Below are 20,509 nucleotides of genomic sequence, written 5' to 3'. Positions count from 1 at the left end.
AGAGTGAGGCTAGTTCTTCACCTTCGGATCGATCGGCGTGGTACCGCGCAGGCCCAGAATATCCTCCAGCACCTTTGCGCCGGCGATCACTTGCGCATCCGCGCGCGGTGCGCCGACCACCTGCACGCCGACCGGCAGGCCGGACGCCGTGAAGCCGCACGGCAGCGACAGCGAGGGGCAGCAGGCCAGCGTGATGGCGTAGACGATGCCGAGCCACTCGACGTAATTGTCGAATCTCCTGCCGGCACATTCGGCGACATAGCGGTGCTCGATCGGGAAGGGCGGCACGATCGTGGTGGGTGTCAGCAGCAGATCGTAGGTCTTGAAGAATTCGACCGCCCGCGCGGTCATGCCGACGCGCTGCGCCTCGGCGCGCGCGAGCTGATCGACGGTGAGCTTGAGGCCTTCCTCGATGTTCCAGATCACCTCGGGCTTGAGCATGTCGCGCTTCGTGCGCAGCAGGTTGGCCTTGGTGATCGCGAAATCGAACGCGCGCAGCACGTGGAAGCATTCATGCGCCTCGCGCCAGTCCGGATGCGCTTCCTCGACGATGGCGCCGGCCTCGGCAAAGCGTTCCGCCGCTTTCCGCGTGATCGCCTTCACCTCGGGGTCGACAGGCGTGATGCCGAGATCTGGCGAATAGGCGATGCGCTTCGGCCTCTTGCCCGATTGTGCCGCCGACAGGAACGAGATCGCGGGCGCCGGCAGCGACAGCGGATCGTCCGCATAGTCGCCGCTCATGGCATCCAGCAGCAGGGCGAGATCCTCGACGTTGCGTGCCATCGGACCCTGCACGCCGAGATTGCGATCGATGCCCGCCTTCGGCGTATGCGCGACCCGGCCGATGCTCGGCCGCATGCCGACGACGCCACAGAAGGCGGCGGGGCTGCGCAAGCTTCCGCCCATGTCCGAGCCCTGGGCGAGCCAGGCCATGCCGGTGGCCAGGGCCACCGCCGCGCCGCCGGAGGAGCCTGCCGCGGATTTCGTCGTATCCCAGGGATTGAGCGTCGCGCCGAACACCTCGTTGAAGGTGTTGGCGCCGGCGCCGAATTCCGGCGTGTTGGATTTGGCGTAGACCACCGCGCCGTTGGCCTCGAGGTTCTCGACCATGAGGTCCGACTTGGCGGGAATGTTGTCCCTGAAGATCGGCGAGCCCTGCGTGTTCAACACGCCTGCAACGTCGGTCAGATCCTTGATCGGGACCGGCAGGCCGGCGAGCAACCCTCGCGCGCCCGCGGGTTTGCGCATCAAGGCCTTGGCGCTGTCGCGCGCGCGATCGAAACACAATGTCGGCAGTGCATTGACCTTGCCGTCGACTTCACTGATGCGCTTCTCCAGCACGTCCAGCAGCTCGAGCGGCGAGACGTCGCCGGAGCGCAGCTCATCGACGACGGCACATGCGGTTTTCCGGATCAGGTCTTCACTAGGCAATTGTCTTGCTCCTTTGTAACCGAGTATTCCGTCATTGCGAGCGCAGCGAAGCAATCCAGACCGTCTCCGCGGGGGCATTCCTGGATTGCTTCGCCGCGCTCGCATTGACGGTGTGTGGTGCTGGCAGCGGCACGCGTCAACTAACCCCAGCCGGCGCTGATGCCGCCGTCCACCGTGTAGATCACGCCCGACGTATAGCCGGCGCGGTCCGAGGCCAGGAACGCCATGAGGTCGCCGATCTCGCGCGCATGCGCGGGACGGCCGAGCGGCAGGCTCTTCTGGAATTCCTTGTAGCGGCTCTCGTCGCCGAACTGCTGCTTCGCCCGCGTCTTCAGCAGCGTGACGTGGCGATCGGTGCCGACAGGGCCCGGATTGATGCCGACCACGCGGATGTTGTCGGCGAGACTTTTTCCGCCGAGCGCGCGGGTGAAGGCCATCAGCGCGGCATTGCCGGCGCTGCCGCAGATGTAATTGGCGTCGAACTTCTCGCCGGCCGCGCCGATGTCGTTGACGATGACGCCACCGCCCTTGGCCTTCATCTGCGCATAGATAAGCCGCGTGAGGTTGATATAGCCGAACACCTTCAATTCCCAGGCGTGGCGCCAGGTGGCCTCGTCGATCTTGTCGATCGAGCCGCCGGGGATGTCGCCGGCATTGTTGACGAGCACGTCGATGTCCGCGGCTTCCCTGGCGAGCCGCGCCACGTCTTCTTCCTTGCGCAGGTCCACAATGCTCGTTGCGGCATCGATCTGGTGGGCGGAACGCAAGCGCTCTGCCAGCACCTTGAGCTGGTCGCCGCTGCGGGCGGCGAGCAGGAGATGTGCGCCTTCCTCGGCAAACGCCTCGGCCGCGGCAGCGCCAATGCCCTTGGACGCGCCCGTGATCAGGACGCGCTTGCCACGCAGATGCAGATCCATGAGTTTACTCGCAGGATAGGAACAGGATCAAACCAGTAGGCGCTTGGTCGCGCCATGGTCAACATTGCAGTGCAGCGTTGCACTGCCGACGCGTTTGGTCCATTGCAGTGCGGTCAAAAGGCGGCGGCTGCCGGACCAACCAAGGACGTTCTCGATGAGCAAGAAACAATACCGGATCGCGGTCATTCCCGGCGACGGCATCGGCAAGGAAGTGATGCCTGAGGGCCTGCGCGTGCTGGAGGCGGCGGCGAAGAAGCACGGCGTCTCCGTGCATTTCGACCATTTCGACTTCGCGTCCTGGGACTATTACGAGAAGCACGGCCAGATGATGCCGGATGACTGGAAGGAGAAGATCGGCAAGCACGATGCGATTTATTTCGGTGCGGTCGGCTGGCCGGCCAAGATTCCGGACCACGTCTCGCTGTGGGGCTCGCTGATCAAGTTCCGGAGGGAGTTCGATCAATATGTGAACCTGCGCCCGGTGCGGCTGATGCCCGGCGTGCCGTCGCCCCTGGCGGGCCGCAAGCCCGGCGATATCGATTTCTGGGTGGTGCGCGAGAACACCGAAGGGGAATATTCCTCGGTCGGCGGCCGCATGTTCCCCGATACCGACCGCGAGTTCGTGACGCAGCAGACGGTGATGACCCGCACCGGCGTCGATCGCATCCTGAAATTCGCCTTCGAGCTCGCGCAGTCGCGGCCGAAAAAGCACCTGACCTCGGCGACCAAGTCCAACGGCATCTCCATCACCATGCCCTATTGGGACGAGCGCGTGGAGGCGATGGCCAAGAAATATCCGGGCGTGAAGTGGGACAAGTACCACATCGACATCCTGACCGCGAACTTCGTGCTGCACCCGGACTGGTTCGACGTCGTGGTCGGCTCCAATCTGTTCGGCGATATCCTCTCCGACCTCGGCCCGGCCTGCACCGGCACCATCGGCATCGCGCCGTCAGGCAACATCAACCCCGAGGGCGACTTCCCCTCGGTGTTCGAGCCGGTGCACGGCTCGGCGCCTGATATTGCGGGGCAGGGGATTGCGAACCCGATCGGCGCGATCTGGTCCGGCGCGATGATGCTGGAGCATCTCGGCGAGAAGGAAGCCGGCAAGTCGATTGTCGAGGCGATCGAACGCACGCTGGCCGAACGCACGCTACGCACCAAGGATCTCGGCGGCAACGCCGACACCACGGCGTGCGGCAAGGCCGTTGCGGAGATGGTGGATTAAGGCTCGCTCGCGCAAGCAACTCCAGGGTGGTCCCTGCGAACGCAGGGACCATAACCCCAGGCGGCGCGCGCTTCAGGCGCGCTTGTCCGGGACGACAGCGGTGTTTTGGGCGCGCCCTACACGTACGACTTCCGCCTGGGATCGAAGATCGGCGGATAGTCGTTGTCGTCGAGCAGGTCGAGAAATGGATCCAGTCCCTCGGATTTGATCAGCGCGAGCTCTCGATCGGAAATCAGGTTCACGGTCAAAATCTCGACCGGATCGCCCGCGATTTCCAGCGCTTCGGCGATCTGCTTGTCGGGACCGATGATCGGCGTGAGAAACAGGAAGGTCTGGAAGTCGGTTCCTGCGACCGGGGGCCACGGCAATGCGACGCGGTGGCCGAACCCGAACCAGGTCGTGTCGATGAACGGCAGATTGGCCAGCCAGCGCAGATTGTCGCGGACGTCCGGCGTCGGCTCGCGGACATACCACATCAGTTCGGCCCGCAGTTTTGCATCCCCGCTCACCCCCGGCATCCGCTGCTGGCTCATGCCATTGGTCAGCAGAACGTAACCCTCGTCAGAACCCTCCTGGCACACCGGCACGAAATCGCGGCCGAAGGCGTGGATGTCGATGCGGCGTTCCGCGCTGTCCGTGAAGCTGTGCTCGGGCTCGCCAAGCTCGCTCTCGTAGATGGCAAGCCGATGCCGGTAGAGGTCGACGGCGGGTGACGGATCGGTGGAGCCCGATACGAGCTTTGCGAGACGGGAGAGCATGTGAACCTCTGGAGCGGATACGAGTCGGGATACCCGCGTTGTCGCAAGGCAACGGGGGCCGGTTCAAATCCGCTTCAAGAGCTGCGCCTTAGTCCATCTTCTTGCGCAATTGTGCATCAGACCGGAGCTATTCGAGCGATGCGCGGCGTTTCCGATCAGCTTGCGATCTTCTCGATCGCCGCCTGATCCAGCCCGAACTTCTTCCCGGACTCGAGGATCTCCTGCCAGGTGGTCGGATCGACCGGAATGCCTTCGGCGAGGCGCTTCTGCTTGGTCTCGCGCTCGGGTTCGCCCGCGATTCTGACCTTGTCGACGCCGGGAGCGGGCGGCGAGCCGGTGTGCCAGGCGACGAAGCTCTCGACTTCGCGTGCGAGGTTTTCGCCGGTGCCGAGCTTGCCGGGATCGATCACGATCGAGAGCATGCCGTTGAGCACGTTGTACTTGCCGTCGGACGGGCCCTTGACCACCTGCCCGCCGGAGAGCGCGCCGCCGAGGATTTCGCAGACCAGCGCGAGCCCCGAGCCCTTGTGCTCGCCGAAGGGAAGGATGGCGCCGTACGGCGGGATCACGGTGTAGCGCGGATTGACGGTGGGCTTGCCCTCATGGTCGATGATGGTGCCGGGCTCGAGCTCGACGCCCTTGTTGTGGGCGACGCGGGTCTTGCCCTGCGCGATCCTGCTGGTGGCGAAGTCGAGCACGATCGGGTCCTTGCCCGTGCGCGGGATGCCGACGCAGAACGGGTTGGTGCCGTGGCGCGCGTCGCTGCCGCCCCAGGGGGCCACGATCGGCCGCGAGATCACGTTGACGAAGTGGATCGAGACCAAGCCATGGTCGATGCACTGCTCGGCCCAATGGCCGATGCGGCCGATGTGGTGCGAGTTGGAAAGGCCGACCAGGCAGACGCCGTTTTTCTTGGCGCGCTCGGCCGCCAGCTCCATCGCCTCATGCCCGATCACCTGGCCATAGCCGGTGAGGCCGTCGAGGGTGAGAAGGGGGCCGGTGTCGAGCACGATCTTGACGTGCTGGTTCACGGCGAGGCCGCCATTGGTGACGCTCTGGACATAGCGCGGGATCATGCCGACGCCGTGCGAGTCGTGGCCCTTGAGATTGGCTTCGACGAGATTGGTGGCCACGAGCTCGGCCTCGCGGTCGGAGGAGCCGCCGGCCTTGACGATGGCGTGGATGGCACGGGTGAGCGGCTCAGCCTTGATGGTGCGGTAGTCGGCCATTGTTGTTGCTCTTATCCCTTCACGATCCGGCGGCAGTGCTCCCACGCCGCATGAATGAGGTTCTCGCTCGCTTCCGGCGTGCGGAAGGCGGAATGCGCCGACAGCGTCACGTTCGGCAGCTTGGTCAGCGGATGATCGCCGGGCAGGGGCTCGGTGTTGAAGACGTCGAGGCCGGCATGGCGGATATGGCCCGACTTCAGCGCCTCGATCATGGCGGCTTCGTCGACGATCGCGGCGCGCGCGGTGTTGACCAGGATGACGCCGGGCTTCATTTTTCCGATCTTCTCGCGCGTGATCATGCCGCGCGTCTCGTCGTTGAGCAGCAGATGCAGCGACACCACGTCGCTCCTCGCCAGCACCGTGTCGAGATCGGTGAATTCGACGCCGGGGCAGCTCTTCGGCGAGCGATTCCAGGCAATTACCTTCATCCCGCTGCCGGACGCAATGCGCGCGACCTCCGCGGCGATGCCGCCGAAGCCGATCAGCCCGAGCGTCTTGCCGGTGAGCTGCATGCCGTCCTCGCGCAGCCAGTTGCCGGCGCGCATCTCGCGGTCCATCATCGCGATGACGCGGGCCGACGCCCACATCAGCGCAATCGCGGATTCGGCGACCGCGGTGTCGCCGTAGCCCTTGATCAGATGCACGGAGATGCCGAGCTCGGCGAGCTCCTCCGGGTTCATATAGCTGCGTGCGCCGGTGCCGAGGAACACGACGTGCTTCAGCCCGGCGCATTTCCTGGCGACCGCGGTCGGCAGCGCGGTGTGGTCGACGATCGCGATCTCGGCACCGTCGAGGATTTCAGGGTATTGCTCCGGCTTGATGTCGGGGTCCCGGTGGATCCGCACCTTGGGATCGCCGGGCTGCTCCAGCCGCTCCGTGATCACGGCGAGGGCTTCGTTGGCGTCGACGAAAACTCCGCGCATGGCTCTCTCCGATCAGGACGCGACGCCGGCGATCGCCAGCACGGTATGCATGAGGACGTTGGTACCTGCGGCGCAGTCGCCTTGCGTGGCGTCCTCCAGCTCGTTGTGGCTGATGCCGTCCTTGCAGGGCACGAACACCATCGCGGCGGGCATCACGGTGTTGAGGTTGCAGGCGTCGTGGCCGGCGCCGGAGGTGATGCGGCGCGAGGAGTAACCGAGCGTCTTCGCCGCGCTCTCGACCGCTGCGATCAGCTTGGGGTCGAAATGCGTCGGCGGCTTGCGCCAGACCAGATCGATCTTCACCTCGACCTTGCGGCGTGCGGCGATCTCGGCGATGGCGGCGCGCAGATCGCGGTCGAGCGCGTCCATGATCGCGCCGTCCGCGCTGCGGCAATCCATGGTGAAGGCGATCTCGCCGGGAATGACGTTGCGCGAGGGGTTGGCGATCACGGCCTCGCCGATGGTGCCGACCGCGTTCGGCCCGTGCTTCTTGGCGATGGCTTCCATCGCCAGCACGATCTCCGATAGCGTCGCCAGCGCATCGCGGCGCAGCGGCATCGGGGTCGAGCCCGCATGGCTCTCGAAGCCGGAAATCTTGCCGTCGTACCACAGCACGCCCTGGCCGGAATCGACGACGCCGATGGTCTTGCCTTCGGCCTCCAGGATCGGGCCCTGCTCAATGTGCAATTCGACGAAGCAGCCGAGCTTCTGGAAGCCCACCGGTTTGTCGCCGCGATAGCCGATGCTGTCGAGCGCCTGGCCGACGGTGGTGCCCTCGGCATCCTTGCGCGACAAAATGTCGTCGGTGGTGAAGTCGCCGACGTAAGCCGCGGAGGCCATCATTGCAGGCGCGAAGCGCGAGCCTTCCTCATTGGTCCAGTTGACGACGCAGATCGGTGCGTCGGTCTCGATACCGGCATCGTTCAGCGTACGGATCACTTCCAGCGCGCCGAGCGTACCCAGAATGCCGTCATACTTGCCGCCGGTCGGCTGTGTGTCGAGATGCGAGCCGATGCCCACCGGCAGTTTCGACATGTCGCGGCCCTTGCGCAGGCCGAATTGCGATCCGAGCGCATCGGTGTACACCTCGAGGCCTGCCTCCTCGCAGGCCTTGCGGAACCAGTCGCGCACCTGCTTGTCTTCGGCACTCAGCGTCAGCCGCCGTACGCCGCCCTTGGCCGTCGCGCCGAATTGCGCGGTCTCATGGATGGAGCCCCACAGGCGGGCGGAATCGATTTGCAGATTGGTGACGGCTCGGCTCATGCGGTCAGTCTCTCAGTTGTCATTCCGGGACGGCTCGAAGAGCCGAACCCGGAATCTCGAGATTCCGGGTCTGGTGCTGCGCACCATCCCGGAATGACGTTGAAGGTTGTCCGGCGCCTTTTTCAATGACGCGCCTGCGCGGGCGCGTCAACCGCGAGGCTGCTCTGCGCAATTTGCCGTGCAAGCTCGGCGACGCGCTCCACGGCAACGACGTCGGGCGAGGCGAGCCAGCTTGCGGTGAAGGTCAGCGGCGCGATCGCCAGATCGGTGTCGAGCAGTTGCAGCCGCCCGTCGGCGAGCTCGCTCTCGACGATGGCGTCGGGAATCACGGCGACGCCCAGTCCCTCGACCGCCATATGGATGACGGTGGCGAGCGAGGCGGATGCATGCAGGCGGATCGGCGGCAGCTCCGGCCGGTCGAACACCTCGCGCACCACCTCATAAGGCTTGGTCTTGCGCGGGAAGGTGATGATCGGAAACCGCGCGAGGTCGGCCGGCGTCACCGGGCCCTTGCCGAGCCCGAGCGAGGGACTTGCGAGAAAGCCGATCGGATAATCGGCGAGCACGCGATTGTGCACGCCGGAGGCGGACAGCGGTCCCACCACGAACGCAAGCTCGATCTCCTGCGCTAGCAGGCGCGCGGTGAGGTTCGGCGTGATGTCGACCTCGATCTCCAGCGACAGGTTCGGATAGACCTGGTTGACGCTCTTCACGAGGCGCGGCAGCCAGGTGTGCACGATGGTCTCGGCGACGCCGAGCCGCATCACGCCGCGCATCGCCGAGGCATCGCCGATCTCCGCCATCATCTGGGCGCGCAGCCCGATCAGCTTCTCCGCATAGACCATCATCTGCCGGCCGCTCGGGGTCGGTGAGGCCACGCGATGATCGCGGTTGAGCAGCTTCACGCCCATCTCGCGCTCGAGCTGGGCGATGCGCTGGGAGATCGCCGGCTGGGTGGTGTTGAGCCGTTGGGCGGCGCCGCGGAAGCTGCCGAGCTTCACCACCCAGAGGAACGTCTCGATCGACCTGAAGTCCAGCATGGAAGGGTTTTCCCAGTCGATAAATTAATTTTATCGAGATTGATTAGAAACGACGATTAGACTTTATAGCACGCTTGGTGTTGGCTTGTCTTTGTCGAGTTTATAGGCAGGTCGATCGCATGACTGTTTTGGTGGCAGCGCAGCAAACTGAAACGCCCGACACGCTCCCGAGCCGCAAGGCCCGGCTTGCTTACCGCGAGGGGCTGGTCGCCTCCACCGCCGGCGTCGCCCCCGGCTTCGTCCAGGGCAATCTGGCGATCCTGCCGGCCGACTATGCCGGCGCCTTTCACCGCTTCTGTCAGCTCAATCCCAAGCCGTGCCCGATCATCGGCATGTCCGATGTCGGCAGCCCTTTCATCCCGGCGCTCGGCGCCGACCTCGACATCCGCACCGACGTGCCGCGCTACCGCGTCTGGCGCGACGGCGAGATCGTCGACGAGCCGATTGATGTGACCAAGTATTGGCGCGACGACCTCGTCACCTTCGTGCTCGGCTGCTCGTTCTCGTTCGAAGAGGCGCTGCTCGACGAGGGCATGCCGATCCGCCACATCGAGCAGAACGTGCGCGTGCCGATGTACCGTACTAACATTCCTTGCGGCGAGGCCGGGCCATTCGCAGGTCCCATGGTGGTGTCGATGCGTCCGTTCAAGCCGGCGGACGCGATCCGTGCGGTGCAGATCACCTCGCGCTATCCCGCCGTGCACGGCGCGCCCGTGCATCTCGGCCATCCGCATCTGATCGGCATCAAGGACATTTCCAAGCCCGACTACGGCGATCCGGTGCCCGTCGCTGACGACGAGATACCGGTGTTCTGGGCCTGTGGTGTGACGCCGCAATCGGTCATCAACGCCGCCAAGCTTCCGTTCGCGATCACGCATTCGCCCGGCCTGATGCTGGTGACGGATCTCAAGAACAGGACCATGGCTGTGATTTAACGGGCAGCATCTGCTGCTTCTTCGAGCTTTACCGCATCCATCAATCGCTTCATTCGATCAACCGAAATTCAGTCACAGGGGACTCTGCCATGACGATCACTCGCCGCGACGTGTTGTTAGGTGCCACCGCCACCGCTGCACTGGTGCCGCTCGCTGCACGCGCCCAGACGTCGGAAGTCGTGATCGGCGTGATCTATCCGTTCTCCGGCGGCAGCGCGCAGCAGGGCGTCGACGCCCAGAAGGCCTACGAGACCGCGCTCGAGGTCATTAACAAGGACACCGATTTCGACCTGCCGCTGGCCAAGGGCGAAGGCCTGCCGGGCCTCGGCGGCGCGAAGATCCGCCTCGTCTTCGCCGACCACCAGGCCGATCCGCAGAAGGGTCGCGCCGAGGCCGAGCGCCTGATCACGCAGGAGAAGGTCAGCGCCATCATCGGCACCTATCAGAGCGCGGTCGCCGTCACCGTCAGCCAGATCTGCGAGCGCTACCAGGTCCCGTTCGTCTCCGCTGACAATTCCTCGCCGAGCCTGCATCGCCGCGGCCTGAAATACTATTTCCGCGCCGCGCCGCACGACGAGATGTACTCGGCCGCCATGTTCGACTTCTTCGATGCCATGAAGAAGAAGGGCACCAAGATCGAGACGCTGTCGCTGTTCCACGAGGACACCATCTTCGGCACCGATTCCGGCAACGCCCAGGCCAAGATCGCCGGCGAGCGCGGCTACAAGATCGTCACCGACATCAAGTATCGCGCCAACTCGCCCTCGCTCTCGGCCGAGGTGCAGCAGCTCAAGTCTGCCAACGCCGATGTGCTGATGCCCTCGAGCTACACCACCGACGGCATCCTCTTGGTCAAGACCATGGCCGAGCTCGGCTATAAGCCGAATGCGATCGTGGCGCAGGACGCCGGCTTCTCCGAGAAGGCGCTCTATGATGCCGTCGGCGACAAGCTCGAAGGCGTGATCTCGCGCGGCACGTTCTCGCTCGACCTCGCGCAGAAGCGCCCGATGGTCGGCAAGATCAACGATATGTTCAAGGCGAAGTCGGGCAAGGACTTCAATGATCTCACCTCGCGCCAGTTCATGGGCCTGATCATCCTCGCCGACGCCATCAGCCGCGCCAAGTCGACGGACGGCGAGAAGATCCGCGACGCGCTGGCTGCGACCGACATCCCGGGCGAGCAGACCATCATGCCCTGGAAACGCGTCAAGTTCGACGAGATGGGCCAGAACAACGACGCCGACCCGGTGCTGCTGCAATATATCGGCGGCAAGTTCGTCACCATCTTCCCGCCGCAGGCTGCGATCGCCGAGGCGGTCTGGCCGATGAAGTAAGGCGCTGCGGGAGCAGGGGAGCACATCGCGATCGTCGCGCGAGCCTCGTCATTGCGAGGAGCGAAGCGACGAAGCAATCCAGGCAGTCTCCGCGGGTGAGATGCTGGATTGCTTCGCTTTGCTCGCAATGACGGAGCAAACGGTGACTTTTCGAACGGGGGACGACTTTTGACAGCCCAAGCCATTATCCAGAGTCTTGCGAGCGGCCTGCTCATGGGGCTGCTCTACGGATTGATCGCGGTCGGCCTCGCGCTGATCTTCGGCCTGATGGACGTCACGAACTTCGCTCATGGCGAGTTTCTGATGATCGCGATGTATCTGTCCTTCTTCCTGTTCGCGTTCTTCGCCATCGACCCCTTGCTGTCCGCGCCATTGGTCGCTGCCGCGCTCTTCATCTTCGGAGCGGTGATCTACTTGCTCATTGTGCGTTTCGCCATGCGGGCCAAGGCCAATGCCGGCATGGTGCAGATCTTCACCACCTTCGGCCTGGCCATCGTCATGCGCGGCCTTGCGCAATACTTCTTCACCCCTGATTATCGCAGCATTCCGCAGTCCTGGCTCGGCGGTAAGACCATCTCGATTGCCGGCATCTTCCTGCCGGAGCCGCAGCTGGTCGGCGCGCTGGTCTCGATCGCGGCCTTCGCCGGCCTCTATTTCTTCATCCATCGCACCGATTTCGGTCGTGCGATCGAAGCCACCCGCGAAGATCCCGGCGCGGTCGCGCTGGTCGGCATCGACAAGAACCGTGTCTTCGCCTTCGGCTGGGGCCTCGGCGCCGCGCTGGTCGGCCTCGCCGGCGCGATCATGGCGAGCTTCTTCTACATCTATCCTGATGTCGGCGCGTCCTTTGCCCTGATCGCCTATGTCACCGTGGCGCTCGGCGGCTTCGGCAGCGTGTTCGGCGCTTTTGCCGGCGGCATCATCGTCGGCCTCGTCGAAGCCACCACCGCCCTGGTGCTGCCGCCAGCGCTGAAGTCGGTCGGCATCTACGCGGTCTATCTGCTGGTCGTCTTCATCCGGCCGCGCGGCCTGTTCGGATCGATCTGATGGACAAGGATTTTGCAGCGCGGCGCCGCCGCGACCTCATCATCGCCGCGGCGCTCGCCGCCATCGCCGCGCTGACGCCATTGTTCGTGAAGGACGTCGTTGTCCAGAACATCCTGATCCTGACGCTGATGTATGCGGGTCTGTCGCAGAGCTGGAACATCCTGTCCGGCTATTGCGGACAGATATCGCTCGGGCACGCGCTGTATTTCGGCCTGGGTGCCTACACCACCGAGCTGCTGTTCACCAAGTTCGGCGTTCTGCCCTGGTTCGGCATGCTGGCGGGCGGCGTGGTGTCGGCGCTGATCGCGATGGGGCTCGGCTATCCCTTCTTCCGCCTGCGCGGCCATTACTTCGTGATCGCCACCATCGTCATCGCCGAGATCGGCTTGCTGCTGTTCCACAATTGGGAATGGGCCGGCGCCGCGATGGGCATTACCATTCCGATCCGCGGCGACAGCTGGCTGAAATTCCAGTTCCTGCGCACCAAGTTGCCGTATTTCTACTTTGCGCTCGCGCTGTGCTGCCTCGCCTGGTTCGTGACCTGGTGGCTGGAAAACTCCAAATGGGGATTCTGGTGGCGCGCGGTGAAGGACAATCCGGACGCGGCCGAGAGCCTTGGTGTCGACGTGTTCAATTCCAAGATGGGCGCGGCCGCGGTCTCCGCCTTCCTGGTTGCCGTCGGCGGCAGCTTCTACGCCCAGTTCGTCTCCTACATCGATCCCGAAAGCGTCATGGGCTTCCAGTTCTCGCTGCTGATGGCGTTGCCGGCCGTGCTCGGCGGCATCGGCACCCTGTGGGGGCCGGTGCTCGGGGCCGCCATCCTGATCCCGCTGACCGAGCTGACGCGCTTCAAGTTCGGCGGCTCGGGGCGCGGTGTCGATCTCATCGTCTACGGCACGCTGATCGTCCTGATCTCGCTGGCCCTGCCGCGGGGGCTGCTCAGCCTGTTTTCACGCCCGAAGAAGACGGGAGCCACGCGATGACCGCGCTCCTTGAAACCCGTGGCGTGTGGCAGCGTTTCGGCGGCCTCGTCGCCAACAGCGACGTCTCGATCTCGGTCGGGCGCGGCGAGATCGTCGGCCTGATCGGCCCCAACGGCGCCGGCAAGTCGACGCTTTTCAATCTCATCGCCGGCGTGTTGCCGCCGACGCAAGGCTCGATTCTATTCGACGGCGAGGACGTCACCCACATGCCGGCAGCCGCGCGCTGCCAGCGCGGCATCGGGCGCACCTTCCAGGTGGTCAAGAGCTTCGAGACCATGACCGTCGTCGACAACGTCATCGTCGGTGCGCTGGTGCGCAACACGGTCATGCGCGAGGCGCGCCGCAAGGCGCACGAGGTGCTGGAGTTCACCGGCCTTGCCGCGCGCGCCGACGTGCTGGCGAGCGACCTCGTGCCGGCCGAGAAGCGGCGCCTTGAAGTCGCCCGCGCGCTCGCGACCGAGCCGAAGCTGCTGCTGCTCGACGAAGTCCTAACCGGCCTCACGCCGACCGAGGCGCAGACCGGCGTCGCGCTGGTGCGCAAGGTGCGCGATGCCGGCATCACCGTCTTGATGGTGGAGCACGTCATGGAGATCGTGATGCCATTGGTCGACCGCGCCATCGTGCTCGACCTCGGCAAGGTGCTGGTCGAGGGCAAGCCTTCGGACGTCGTCCGCGATCCCAAGGTGATCAAGGCATATCTGGGAGATCGTCATGCTGTCGGTGCGTGAAGTCACGACCGCCTATCAGGGCCTGGTCGCGATCTCCGCGGTCTCGATCGAGGTCCAGAAGGGCGAGATCGTCTGCGTCGCCGGTGCCAACGGTGCCGGCAAGTCGACGCTGCTGAAATCCATCGCCGGCGCCGAGCGCCCGCGCTCGGGCAGCGTGACGTTCGACGGCAAGCAGATCAACGGCATGGCGCAGCACCACATCACGGCGGCCGGCATCGCCTATGTACCGGAGAACCGCCGGCTGTTTCCGCGCCTGTCGGTGCGCGACAATCTGCGTCTCGGCAGCTATCTCTACCGTGGCGAAGCCAACCGCGAAGAGCCGCTCGATCTCGTCTTCACGCTGTTTCCGCGTCTGTCCGAACGCCTGGAGCAGCGCGCCGAAACGCTCTCCGGCGGCGAGCAGCAGATGCTCGCGATCGGCCGCGCGCTGATGACGCGTCCTCGGCTCTTGATGTTGGACGAGCCCTCGCAAGGCATCATGCCAAAACTCGTCGACGAGATTTTCCAGGCGGTGAAGCGCATCCGCGACGCCGGCATGACCGTCCTCATCGTCGAGCAGCGCATGGCCGAGTGCCTGGAGATCGCCGACCGCGCCTACATCCTGCAGACCGGCCGCGTGCTGATGCAGGGCGCAGCAAGCGAGATCAAGGGCAATCCGGACGTACGAAAGGCGTATCTGGGATTGTAGCTTTCTGGACTGCCGCCGCAATCTCCGCCGTCATCCTGAGGTGCGCGCTCTTCGCGCGCCTCGAAGGATGGGCCGCGAGCGCCCGGAGCCCATCCTTCGAGGCTTCACCTTGCGATGCAGCGCATCGCAAGGCTCGCGCCTCAGGATGACGGCGGAGTCTACGGCTCAATGCCCATGCTCCGGCAGCGTCAGCCCGAACACTTTCACCAGATCCTTCACCTGCTCCGGCGAGAGATACCGCGGGTTCATCCCGCGCAGCAGCAGGTACAGCTTCGCCGTCTCCTCCAGCTCCTCGGTCGCGAACACCGCGGCTTCCAGCGTGTCGCCCGCGACGACAGGGCCGTGATTGGCGAGCAGCACCGATGAGTATTTCCCCGCCAGTCCCTTGATCGCGTCGGCCACAGCGGGATCGCCCGGGCGATAATAGGGCACGAGTGCGGTGGCGCCGCATTTCATCAGGTAATAGGCCGTCATCGGCGGCAGCGCGGCGCGCGGGTCAATTTCGGGCAGCATCGACAGCGCGACCGAATGGGTGGAGTGCAGGTGCACGATCGCGCGCGCGCTGCCGCGCGTGTCGTAGAGCGCATTGTGCAGCGGAACTTCCTTGGTCGGCGCATCGCCAGAGACCAGCCGGCCCTGATCGTCCAGCCGCGACAGCCTTGCCGGATCGAGGAAGCCGAGCGAGGCGTTGGTCGGCGTCACCAGCCAGCCGCCGCCGTCCAGCCTGACGCTGATATTGCCCGAGGAGCCCGGCGTCAGCCCGCGCTCGAACAGGGACCGTCCGAAGCGGCAGATGTCCTCGCGCAGCCGCGTCTCGTGGCTGTTTTCAGTCCTCATGGCCGTCATGTCCGCTTGTCTCACGCTTTGGCAGCGCGGCCAAGCCGTGATATCGGTTCGCCGAGCCGCCGCAAAGGCCGGCCGTCCAGGAAACGTTCGCAAGGATCAGTTGCATATGTCCGCCTCCACGTCTCAGAATCAGCGCATCGCCGTGATCGGGCTCGGCTCGATGGGGTATGGCATGGCGACCTCGCTGAAGCGCGCCGGCCATGCGGTCACTGGCTGTGACGTCTCGGCTGACGCAGTGGCGCGCTTCGTGACGGATGGCGGGGCGGGAGCAAAGACCCCGGCTGAGGCCGCCAAGGACGCCGACATCGTCGTCAGCGTCGTGGTCAATGCCGCGCAGACCGAGGCGATCCTGTTCGGCAAGGATGGAGCCGCCGAGTCCATGCCGAAGGGCAGCGTGTTCGTCTCCTCCGCCACCATGGATCCGGATGTGGCGCGCCGCCTTGCCAAGCAGCTGGAGGCGACGGGCCGGCTTTATCTGGACGCGCCAATCTCCGGTGGGGCGCAGCGTGCTGCGCAGGGCGAATTGACGATCCTCGCCTCCGGCAGTCCCGCCGCGTTTGCGAAAGCGCGGCCCGCGCTCGATGCCATGGCCGCGAAACTCTATGAGCTCGGCGATGCAGCAGGGCAGGGCGCTGCCTTCAAGATGATCAACCAGCTGCTCGCCGGCGTGCACATCGCCGCCGCCAGCGAAGCCATGGCGTTCGCGGCCAAGCAGGGCCTCGACATCCGCAAGGTCTACGAGGTGATCACGGCCTCCGCCGGCAATTCCTGGATGTTCGAGAACCGCATGCCGCATGTGCTCGACGGCGATTACTCGCCGCGCAGCGCGGTCGAGATCTTCGTCAAGGATCTCGGTATCATCCAGGACATGGCGCGCAGTGCCCGCTTCCCGGTGCCGGTCTCCGCTGCCGCACTCCAGATGTTTCTGATGACATCAGCCGCCGGCATGGGCCGCGACGATGACGCGTCTGTGGCCCGCATGTATGCGCAGGTGACTGGCGTGAAGCTGCCCGGCGACAAGTAAGCAAGAGGACTCCGATGCCGCGTTTTGCCGCCAACCTCTCGATGATGTTCACCGAGGTGCCGTTCCTCGATCGTTTCGATGCCGCTGCGCAAGCCGGCTTCACCGCGGTCGAGTATCTCTTCCCGTACGAGCATCCCGCCGAGGCGGTTGGCGAGCGGCTCAAGCGCAACGGCCTGACCCAGGCGCTGTTCAATCTGCCGCCGGGCGACTGGAATGCCGGCGAGAAGGGCTTTGCGGCGCTCCCCGCGCGGTTCAACGATCTCAAGGCGAGCCTGGAGACGGCGCTGCCCTATGCCAAGGCGACCGGCGTCAAGCGCCTGCACCTGATGGCCGGCATCGCCAATCGCGGCGAACGCGTCGCGATCGAGGCCTTCTACAAATCGGTGGCATGGGCCGCGGAGTTCTTCGCCCCCCACGGCATCGACGTCGTGATCGAGCCGATCAATGCCCGCAACGTGCCGGGCTATTTCCTCAACGATTTCGGATTCGCCCGCGACCTGATCCAGGAGCTGAGGCTTGCGAACCTCAAGCTCCAGTTCGACATCTATCACTGCCAGATCATTCATGGCGACGTCACCATGCGGCTGCGCGAGATGATGCCGATCATCGGCCACATCCAGATCGCCAGCATCCCCTCGCGCAACGAGCCCGACGGCGAGGAGCTGAACTATCCGTTCCTGTTCGCAGAGCTCGACCGCCTCGGCTATGCCGGCTTCGTCGGCTGCGAGTACAATCCGCGCGGCAAGACTACGGACGGCCTTGCCTGGTTCAAGCCTTACGCCGGAGTGAAGCCGTGACACTTGCAGCAAAGATTTCTCTTGGCTGCATCGCCGACGATTACACCGGCGCCTCCGACCTCGCCAACACGCTGACGCGTGCGGGCCTGCGCACGGTGCAGACCATCGGTGTGCCCTCGGATGATCTCGCGTTGCCCGAGGTCGACGCCGTCGTGGTGTCGCTGAAGAGCCGCTCGATCGAGGCCGGCCTTGCCGTCTCGCGCTCGCGCGCGGCGGACAAATGGCTGCGCAGCCGTGGCGCGGGCCACGTGCTGTTCAAGATCTGCTCGACTTTCGATTCCACCGACGCGGGCAATATCGGCCCGGTGATGGACGCCTTGCGTGCCGATAGCGGCGAAGGTGCCGTTCTGGTGACGCCGGCCTTCCCGGAGACCGGCCGCACCGTCTATCAGGGCAATCTCTTTGTCGGCGCCGTGCCGCTCAACGAGAGCCCGCTGAAGGACCATCCGCTCAACCCGATGCATGATTCCAACCTGGTGCGCGTGCTGGCGCGTCAGAGCAGGACGCAGATCGGCCTCGTCGACCTCGCCACCGTCACGCGCGGCGCGGAGGCCGTGCGGGCGCGGCTGGCCGAACTCGCCGGCAAGGGTATCGGCGCTGCCATCATCGACGCCGTGTTCGACCGCGACCTCGAAACCATCGGTCTCGTGGCCGGCGAACATCGCCTGTCGGTCGGGGCCTCCGGCATCGGCCTTGGGCTCGCGCGCGCGCTGGTGTCGACGGGCAAGGTCAAGCCCGGTGCCGCGAGCAGCGAGTCCGCAGCTGCCGTCGGCGGGCCGGCAGCGTGTCTTGCTGGAAGCTGCTCGCAGGCCACGCTTCAGCAGATCGCGAATGCCGAACGCATCATGCCGGTGCTCCATCTCGACCAGGACCGTATTATTACGGGAGCAAACGAAGCCGAACGCGCGCTCGACTGGGCGAGGCCGCGACTTGCCGACGGCCCGGTGCTGATCGCCTCGAGCGCGAAGCCCGAAGACGTCGCCGCATTGCAAGCCCGCCACGGGCGCGATGCCGCGGGCCATGCCATCGAGCAGGCCATGGCCGATATCGCGGAAAACCTCGTGAAAGCAGGCGTCCGGCGGCTCATCGTCGCCGGCGGCGAGACGTCCGGCGCGGTCGTCGACCGCCTCGAAATCCCGGGCTTCCTCGTCGGCGCGGAGATCGCCGCGGGCGTCCCGGTGCTGCGTGCCGTTGGCGCCGCAGCAGGCGAGATGCTGCTCGCGTTGAAGTCCGGAAACTTCGGCGGCCCGGAGTTTTTCGCGGATGCGCTTAGGCTCATGCGCTGAGCGCGGGGCGTTCTTAGGCGCCTGTTCATTTCTTTCGACTTCCGTGCTTGCGCGGAGTCGCAGTTAACATCTTTCGCAGACGGTCTGCTGTCTGATGTCGGCGCTCTCCCCTTTGTTTGATTCCTTAGAGTTCCCGACGCGCGCCCGCGCCAGCACAACGAGACCCGATTATGTTTGCCAAGCTTTCCATCCGCGCCAAGATCATCAGCGTCGTGGCGTTCCTGCTGGTCGCGATGACCGGCATGGGCCTGCTCGCCGTCACGAAGATGCGGACGATGAACGCCAACACTCTCGACATCACCACCAACTGGATGCCGAGCGTCAAGGCGATCGGCGACCTGCGGGCCGCAGTCATCACGTATCGGAACGTGGTGCGCCAGCACATGCTGGCCGAAGCTTTGGACGACAAGCTCGCGGTGGAGAAGACCGCCGCCACCGTGACCGACGCGCTCGCCAAGACGCGCAGCAAGTATGAGGCCATGATCAGCTCCCCGGAAGAGCGCGCGCTCTACAGCCAGTGGTCCAAGCTGTGGGACGATTACAAGAAAGGCACCGAGGAGGTGATGGCCTTGTCGCGCAAGGAGGCCGGCAAGATGCCGCGCGAGGCGCAGGAGCTCAACTCCAAGACGGTCAACAAGATCGGGCTTCAGGCGGATGAGGTCCTGAACAAGGACATCGAGCTCAACACCAGGGGTGGCGAACAGGCCGCTCAGGATGCCGCCGACAGCTATTCCTCTGCCTTCATGCTGGTTTCGGTCATTCTCGGCGCCGCCGTCCTGATCGGCATCGGTCTCAGCTTCTATCTGGTCCGCGATGTCTCGAGCGGCATCAATTCCATCACACAGCCGATGCAGGCGCTGGGCCGGGGCGACCTTTCGGCCGAGGTGCCGCATCGCGGCGAGAAGACGGAGATCGGCGCGATGGCCGACGTGCTCCAGATCTTCAAGGAGGCGTTGATCGCCAAGAAGGCCGCGGACGAGGCTGCGGCCGCGGATGCCGAGGCCAAGATCGAGCGCGGCCGCCGCGTCGACGACATCACCCGCGAATTCGAAGCCATGATCGGCGAGATCGTCCAGACCGTGTCGTCGGCTTCGACCCAGCTCGAGGCCTCCGCCTCGACGCTGACGTCGACTGCCGACCGCTCTCAGAGACTGGCGACGACGGTGGCTGGAGCTTCGGAAGAAGCCTCGACCAACGTGCAATCGGTGGCCTCGGCCACCGAGGAGATGGCCTCGTCGGTCGGCGAGATCAGCCGTCAGGTGCAGGAATCGGCGCGGATGGCGGGCGATGCCGTCGGCCAGGCGCGCGCCACCACCGAGCGCGTCAGCGAGCTGTCGAAGGCTGCCGCCCGGATCGGCGACGTGGTCGAGCTGATCAACACCATCGCGGGCCAGACCAATCTGCTCGCGCTGAACGCCACAATCGAGGCGGCGCGAGCGGGCGAAGCTGGCCGCGGTTTCGCGGTGGTGGCCTCCGAGGTGAAGGCGCTCGCCGAGCAGACCGCGAAGGCGACCGGCGAGATCGGCCAGCAGATCTCCGGCATCCAGGCGGCGACCAACGATTCGGTCGGCGCCATCAAGGAGATCTCCTCGACCATCGAGCGCCTCTCGGAGATCTCCTCGGCGATTGCGGCCGCGGTGGAAGAGCAGGGCGCGGCGACGCAGGAGATCGCCCGCAATGTGCAGCAGGCCGCGCAGGGCACCCAGCAGGTCTCCTCCAACATCACCGACGTGCAGCGTGGCGCGACCGAGACCGGAACGGCATCGTCGCAGGTGCTGTCGGCGGCGCAAATGCTGTCAAACGACTCGGGCCGGCTGAAGAACGAGGTCAGCAAGTTCCTGACCAACGTCCGCGCGGCGTAAAGTCTTTGTCCGATCGAGCGACGAGCGGCGCCACATAGCACCGCTCGTTTCGTCTTGCCGGTAGCATGATGTCGCTCGCGGCGGAGCTCTTCTGAGATCGTCCGTAGTGTTACGGGCGCGACGTTTCATCGATGGTTAAATCGGATTTACGATAGTTGGCAGAGGGCAGGCTCATGCCGGGCGCGTCCCG

At 65.1% G+C, this 20,509-nt stretch carries 19 protein-coding genes; 11 read left to right on the top strand and 8 right to left on the bottom strand.

The window, feature by feature from the left end; all coding sequences use genetic code 11:
* Window positions 1-9: 9 nt before the first annotated feature.
* Complete coding sequence (locus D6B98_RS07850; protein WP_126256434.1) at window positions 10-1,431, bottom strand: amidase; 1,422 nt, start codon at window positions 1,429-1,431, stop codon at window positions 10-12.
* 140 nt (window positions 1,432-1,571) lie between these two features.
* Window positions 1,572-2,348, bottom strand: coding sequence for an SDR family oxidoreductase (locus D6B98_RS07845; RefSeq protein ID WP_126256433.1), 777 nt, complete (start codon window positions 2,346-2,348; stop codon window positions 1,572-1,574).
* A gap of 154 nt (window positions 2,349-2,502) precedes the next feature.
* Between D6B98_RS07845 and D6B98_RS07840 the strand changes: the two genes are divergently transcribed.
* Window positions 2,503-3,576, top strand: coding sequence for a tartrate dehydrogenase (locus D6B98_RS07840; RefSeq protein WP_126256432.1), 1,074 nt, complete (start codon window positions 2,503-2,505; stop codon window positions 3,574-3,576).
* 116 nt (window positions 3,577-3,692) lie between these two features.
* Here D6B98_RS07840 and D6B98_RS07835 read toward each other — a convergent pair whose 3' ends face one another.
* The 5 genes from D6B98_RS07835 to D6B98_RS07815 form a co-directional block, all read right to left on the bottom strand.
* Entirely contained in the window at window positions 3,693-4,334 is a 642-nt protein-coding gene (locus tag D6B98_RS07835; RefSeq protein ID WP_126256431.1) for a suppressor of fused domain protein, read from the bottom strand.
* 155 nt (window positions 4,335-4,489) lie between these two features.
* Entirely contained in the window at window positions 4,490-5,563 is a 1,074-nt protein-coding gene (locus D6B98_RS07830) for a malate/lactate/ureidoglycolate dehydrogenase (protein ID WP_126256430.1), read from the bottom strand.
* A gap of 11 nt (window positions 5,564-5,574) precedes the next feature.
* Window positions 5,575-6,486 (bottom strand): NAD(P)-dependent oxidoreductase, encoded by a 912-nt coding sequence (locus D6B98_RS07825; protein ID WP_126256429.1) that lies wholly within the window; start codon window positions 6,484-6,486, stop codon window positions 5,575-5,577.
* 12 nt (window positions 6,487-6,498) lie between these two features.
* Window positions 6,499-7,749 carry a Zn-dependent hydrolase gene (locus D6B98_RS07820; RefSeq protein ID WP_126256428.1) on the bottom strand — a complete coding sequence of 417 codons (1,251 nt, stop codon included), beginning with the start codon at window positions 7,747-7,749 and terminating at the stop codon, window positions 6,499-6,501.
* 122 nt (window positions 7,750-7,871) lie between these two features.
* Window positions 7,872-8,789: a LysR family transcriptional regulator gene (locus tag D6B98_RS07815; protein WP_126256427.1), complete on the bottom strand. Its 918-nt coding sequence runs from the start codon at window positions 8,787-8,789 to the stop codon at window positions 7,872-7,874.
* Between the two features lie 119 nt (window positions 8,790-8,908).
* On the opposite strand from D6B98_RS07815, the gene D6B98_RS07810 reads away from it, so the two are divergent.
* The 6 genes from D6B98_RS07810 (at window position 8,909) to D6B98_RS07785 (ending at window position 14,504) form a co-directional block, all read left to right on the top strand.
* On the top strand, window positions 8,909-9,724 hold the full coding sequence (locus D6B98_RS07810; RefSeq protein ID WP_126256426.1) for a putative hydro-lyase: 816 nt from the start codon (window positions 8,909-8,911) through the stop codon (window positions 9,722-9,724).
* A gap of 89 nt (window positions 9,725-9,813) precedes the next feature.
* Complete coding sequence (locus D6B98_RS07805; protein WP_126256425.1) at window positions 9,814-11,058, top strand: ABC transporter substrate-binding protein; 1,245 nt, start codon at window positions 9,814-9,816, stop codon at window positions 11,056-11,058.
* A 168-nt stretch (window positions 11,059-11,226) separates the two neighbouring features.
* Entirely contained in the window at window positions 11,227-12,105 is an 879-nt protein-coding gene (locus D6B98_RS07800; protein ID WP_126256424.1) for a branched-chain amino acid ABC transporter permease, read from the top strand.
* Window positions 12,105-13,088: a branched-chain amino acid ABC transporter permease gene (locus D6B98_RS07795; protein WP_126256423.1), complete on the top strand. Its 984-nt coding sequence runs from the start codon at window positions 12,105-12,107 to the stop codon at window positions 13,086-13,088. The genes D6B98_RS07800 and D6B98_RS07795 overlap by 1 nt, the downstream gene beginning before the upstream one ends.
* On the top strand, window positions 13,085-13,816 hold the full coding sequence (locus D6B98_RS07790; RefSeq protein ID WP_126256422.1) for an ABC transporter ATP-binding protein: 732 nt from the start codon (window positions 13,085-13,087) through the stop codon (window positions 13,814-13,816). The genes D6B98_RS07795 and D6B98_RS07790 overlap by 4 nt, the downstream gene beginning before the upstream one ends.
* Complete coding sequence (locus D6B98_RS07785; RefSeq protein WP_126256421.1) at window positions 13,800-14,504, top strand: ABC transporter ATP-binding protein; 705 nt, start codon at window positions 13,800-13,802, stop codon at window positions 14,502-14,504. Before D6B98_RS07790 ends, D6B98_RS07785 begins: the two co-directional genes overlap by 17 nt.
* Before the next feature lie 165 nt (window positions 14,505-14,669).
* On the opposite strand, the gene otnC is transcribed toward D6B98_RS07785, so the two are convergent.
* Window positions 14,670-15,350, bottom strand: coding sequence for a 3-oxo-tetronate 4-phosphate decarboxylase (otnC, locus tag D6B98_RS07780; RefSeq protein WP_164718461.1), 681 nt, complete (start codon window positions 15,348-15,350; stop codon window positions 14,670-14,672).
* On the opposite strand from otnC, the gene ltnD reads away from it, so the two are divergent.
* The 4 genes from ltnD (at window position 15,298) to D6B98_RS07760 (ending at window position 20,319) form a co-directional block, all read left to right on the top strand.
* Window positions 15,298-16,374, top strand: a complete 1,077-nt coding sequence (gene ltnD / locus D6B98_RS07775; RefSeq protein ID WP_349644812.1) for an L-threonate dehydrogenase — start codon at window positions 15,298-15,300, stop codon at window positions 16,372-16,374. The two genes, otnC and ltnD, sit on opposite strands and share 53 nt — an antisense overlap.
* Window positions 16,375-16,388: 14 nt before the next feature.
* The gene (otnI, locus tag D6B98_RS07770) at window positions 16,389-17,171 is read left to right on the top strand and encodes a 2-oxo-tetronate isomerase (RefSeq protein ID WP_126256418.1); all 783 of its coding nucleotides are present in this window, start codon (window positions 16,389-16,391) and stop codon (window positions 17,169-17,171) included.
* Complete coding sequence (gene otnK / locus D6B98_RS07765) at window positions 17,168-18,457, top strand: 3-oxo-tetronate kinase (RefSeq protein ID WP_126256417.1); 1,290 nt, start codon at window positions 17,168-17,170, stop codon at window positions 18,455-18,457. Before otnI ends, otnK begins: the two co-directional genes overlap by 4 nt.
* Window positions 18,458-18,627: 170 nt before the next feature.
* The gene (locus D6B98_RS07760; protein WP_126256416.1) at window positions 18,628-20,319 is read left to right on the top strand and encodes a methyl-accepting chemotaxis protein; all 1,692 of its coding nucleotides are present in this window, start codon (window positions 18,628-18,630) and stop codon (window positions 20,317-20,319) included.
* The last annotated feature ends 190 nt before the right edge of the window (window positions 20,320-20,509 follow it).

It is taken from the genome of Bradyrhizobium sp. LVM 105 (assembly GCF_003957705.1).
Lineage (GTDB): Bacteria > Pseudomonadota > Alphaproteobacteria > Rhizobiales > Xanthobacteraceae > Bradyrhizobium > Bradyrhizobium frederickii.
The sequence above is the reverse complement of the archived record's forward strand: the minus strand, read 5'-3'. Positions and strand labels throughout refer to the sequence as shown.

Bases quoted from the DNA above. Each gene is read 5' to 3' on its own strand.
- D6B98_RS07845 (WP_126256433.1), bottom strand. From the start codon at position 2,348: ATGGATCTGCATCTGCGTGGCAAGCGCGTCCTGATCACGGGCGCGTCC.
- D6B98_RS07840 (WP_126256432.1), top strand. From the start codon at position 2,503: ATGAGCAAGAAACAATACCGGATCGCGGTCATTCCCGGCGACGGCATC.
- D6B98_RS07835 (WP_126256431.1), bottom strand. From the start codon at position 4,334: ATGCTCTCCCGTCTCGCAAAGCTCGTATCGGGCTCCACCGATCCGTCA.
- D6B98_RS07830 (WP_126256430.1), bottom strand. From the start codon at position 5,563: ATGGCCGACTACCGCACCATCAAGGCTGAGCCGCTCACCCGTGCCATC.
- D6B98_RS07825 (WP_126256429.1), bottom strand. From the start codon at position 6,486: ATGCGCGGAGTTTTCGTCGACGCCAACGAAGCCCTCGCCGTGATCACG.
- D6B98_RS07820 (WP_126256428.1), bottom strand. From the start codon at position 7,749: ATGAGCCGAGCCGTCACCAATCTGCAAATCGATTCCGCCCGCCTGTGG.
- D6B98_RS07815 (WP_126256427.1), bottom strand. From the start codon at position 8,789: ATGCTGGACTTCAGGTCGATCGAGACGTTCCTCTGGGTGGTGAAGCTC.
- D6B98_RS07810 (WP_126256426.1), top strand. From the start codon at position 8,909: ATGACTGTTTTGGTGGCAGCGCAGCAAACTGAAACGCCCGACACGCTC.
- D6B98_RS07805 (WP_126256425.1), top strand. From the start codon at position 9,814: ATGACGATCACTCGCCGCGACGTGTTGTTAGGTGCCACCGCCACCGCT.
- D6B98_RS07795 (WP_126256423.1), top strand. From the start codon at position 12,105: ATGGACAAGGATTTTGCAGCGCGGCGCCGCCGCGACCTCATCATCGCC.
- D6B98_RS07790 (WP_126256422.1), top strand. From the start codon at position 13,085: ATGACCGCGCTCCTTGAAACCCGTGGCGTGTGGCAGCGTTTCGGCGGC.
- D6B98_RS07785 (WP_126256421.1), top strand. From the start codon at position 13,800: ATGCTGTCGGTGCGTGAAGTCACGACCGCCTATCAGGGCCTGGTCGCG.
- ltnD (WP_349644812.1), top strand. From the start codon at position 15,298: ATGTCCTCGCGCAGCCGCGTCTCGTGGCTGTTTTCAGTCCTCATGGCC.
- otnC (WP_164718461.1), bottom strand. From the start codon at position 15,350: ATGACGGCCATGAGGACTGAAAACAGCCACGAGACGCGGCTGCGCGAG.
- otnI (WP_126256418.1), top strand. From the start codon at position 16,389: ATGCCGCGTTTTGCCGCCAACCTCTCGATGATGTTCACCGAGGTGCCG.
- D6B98_RS07760 (WP_126256416.1), top strand. From the start codon at position 18,628: ATGTTTGCCAAGCTTTCCATCCGCGCCAAGATCATCAGCGTCGTGGCG.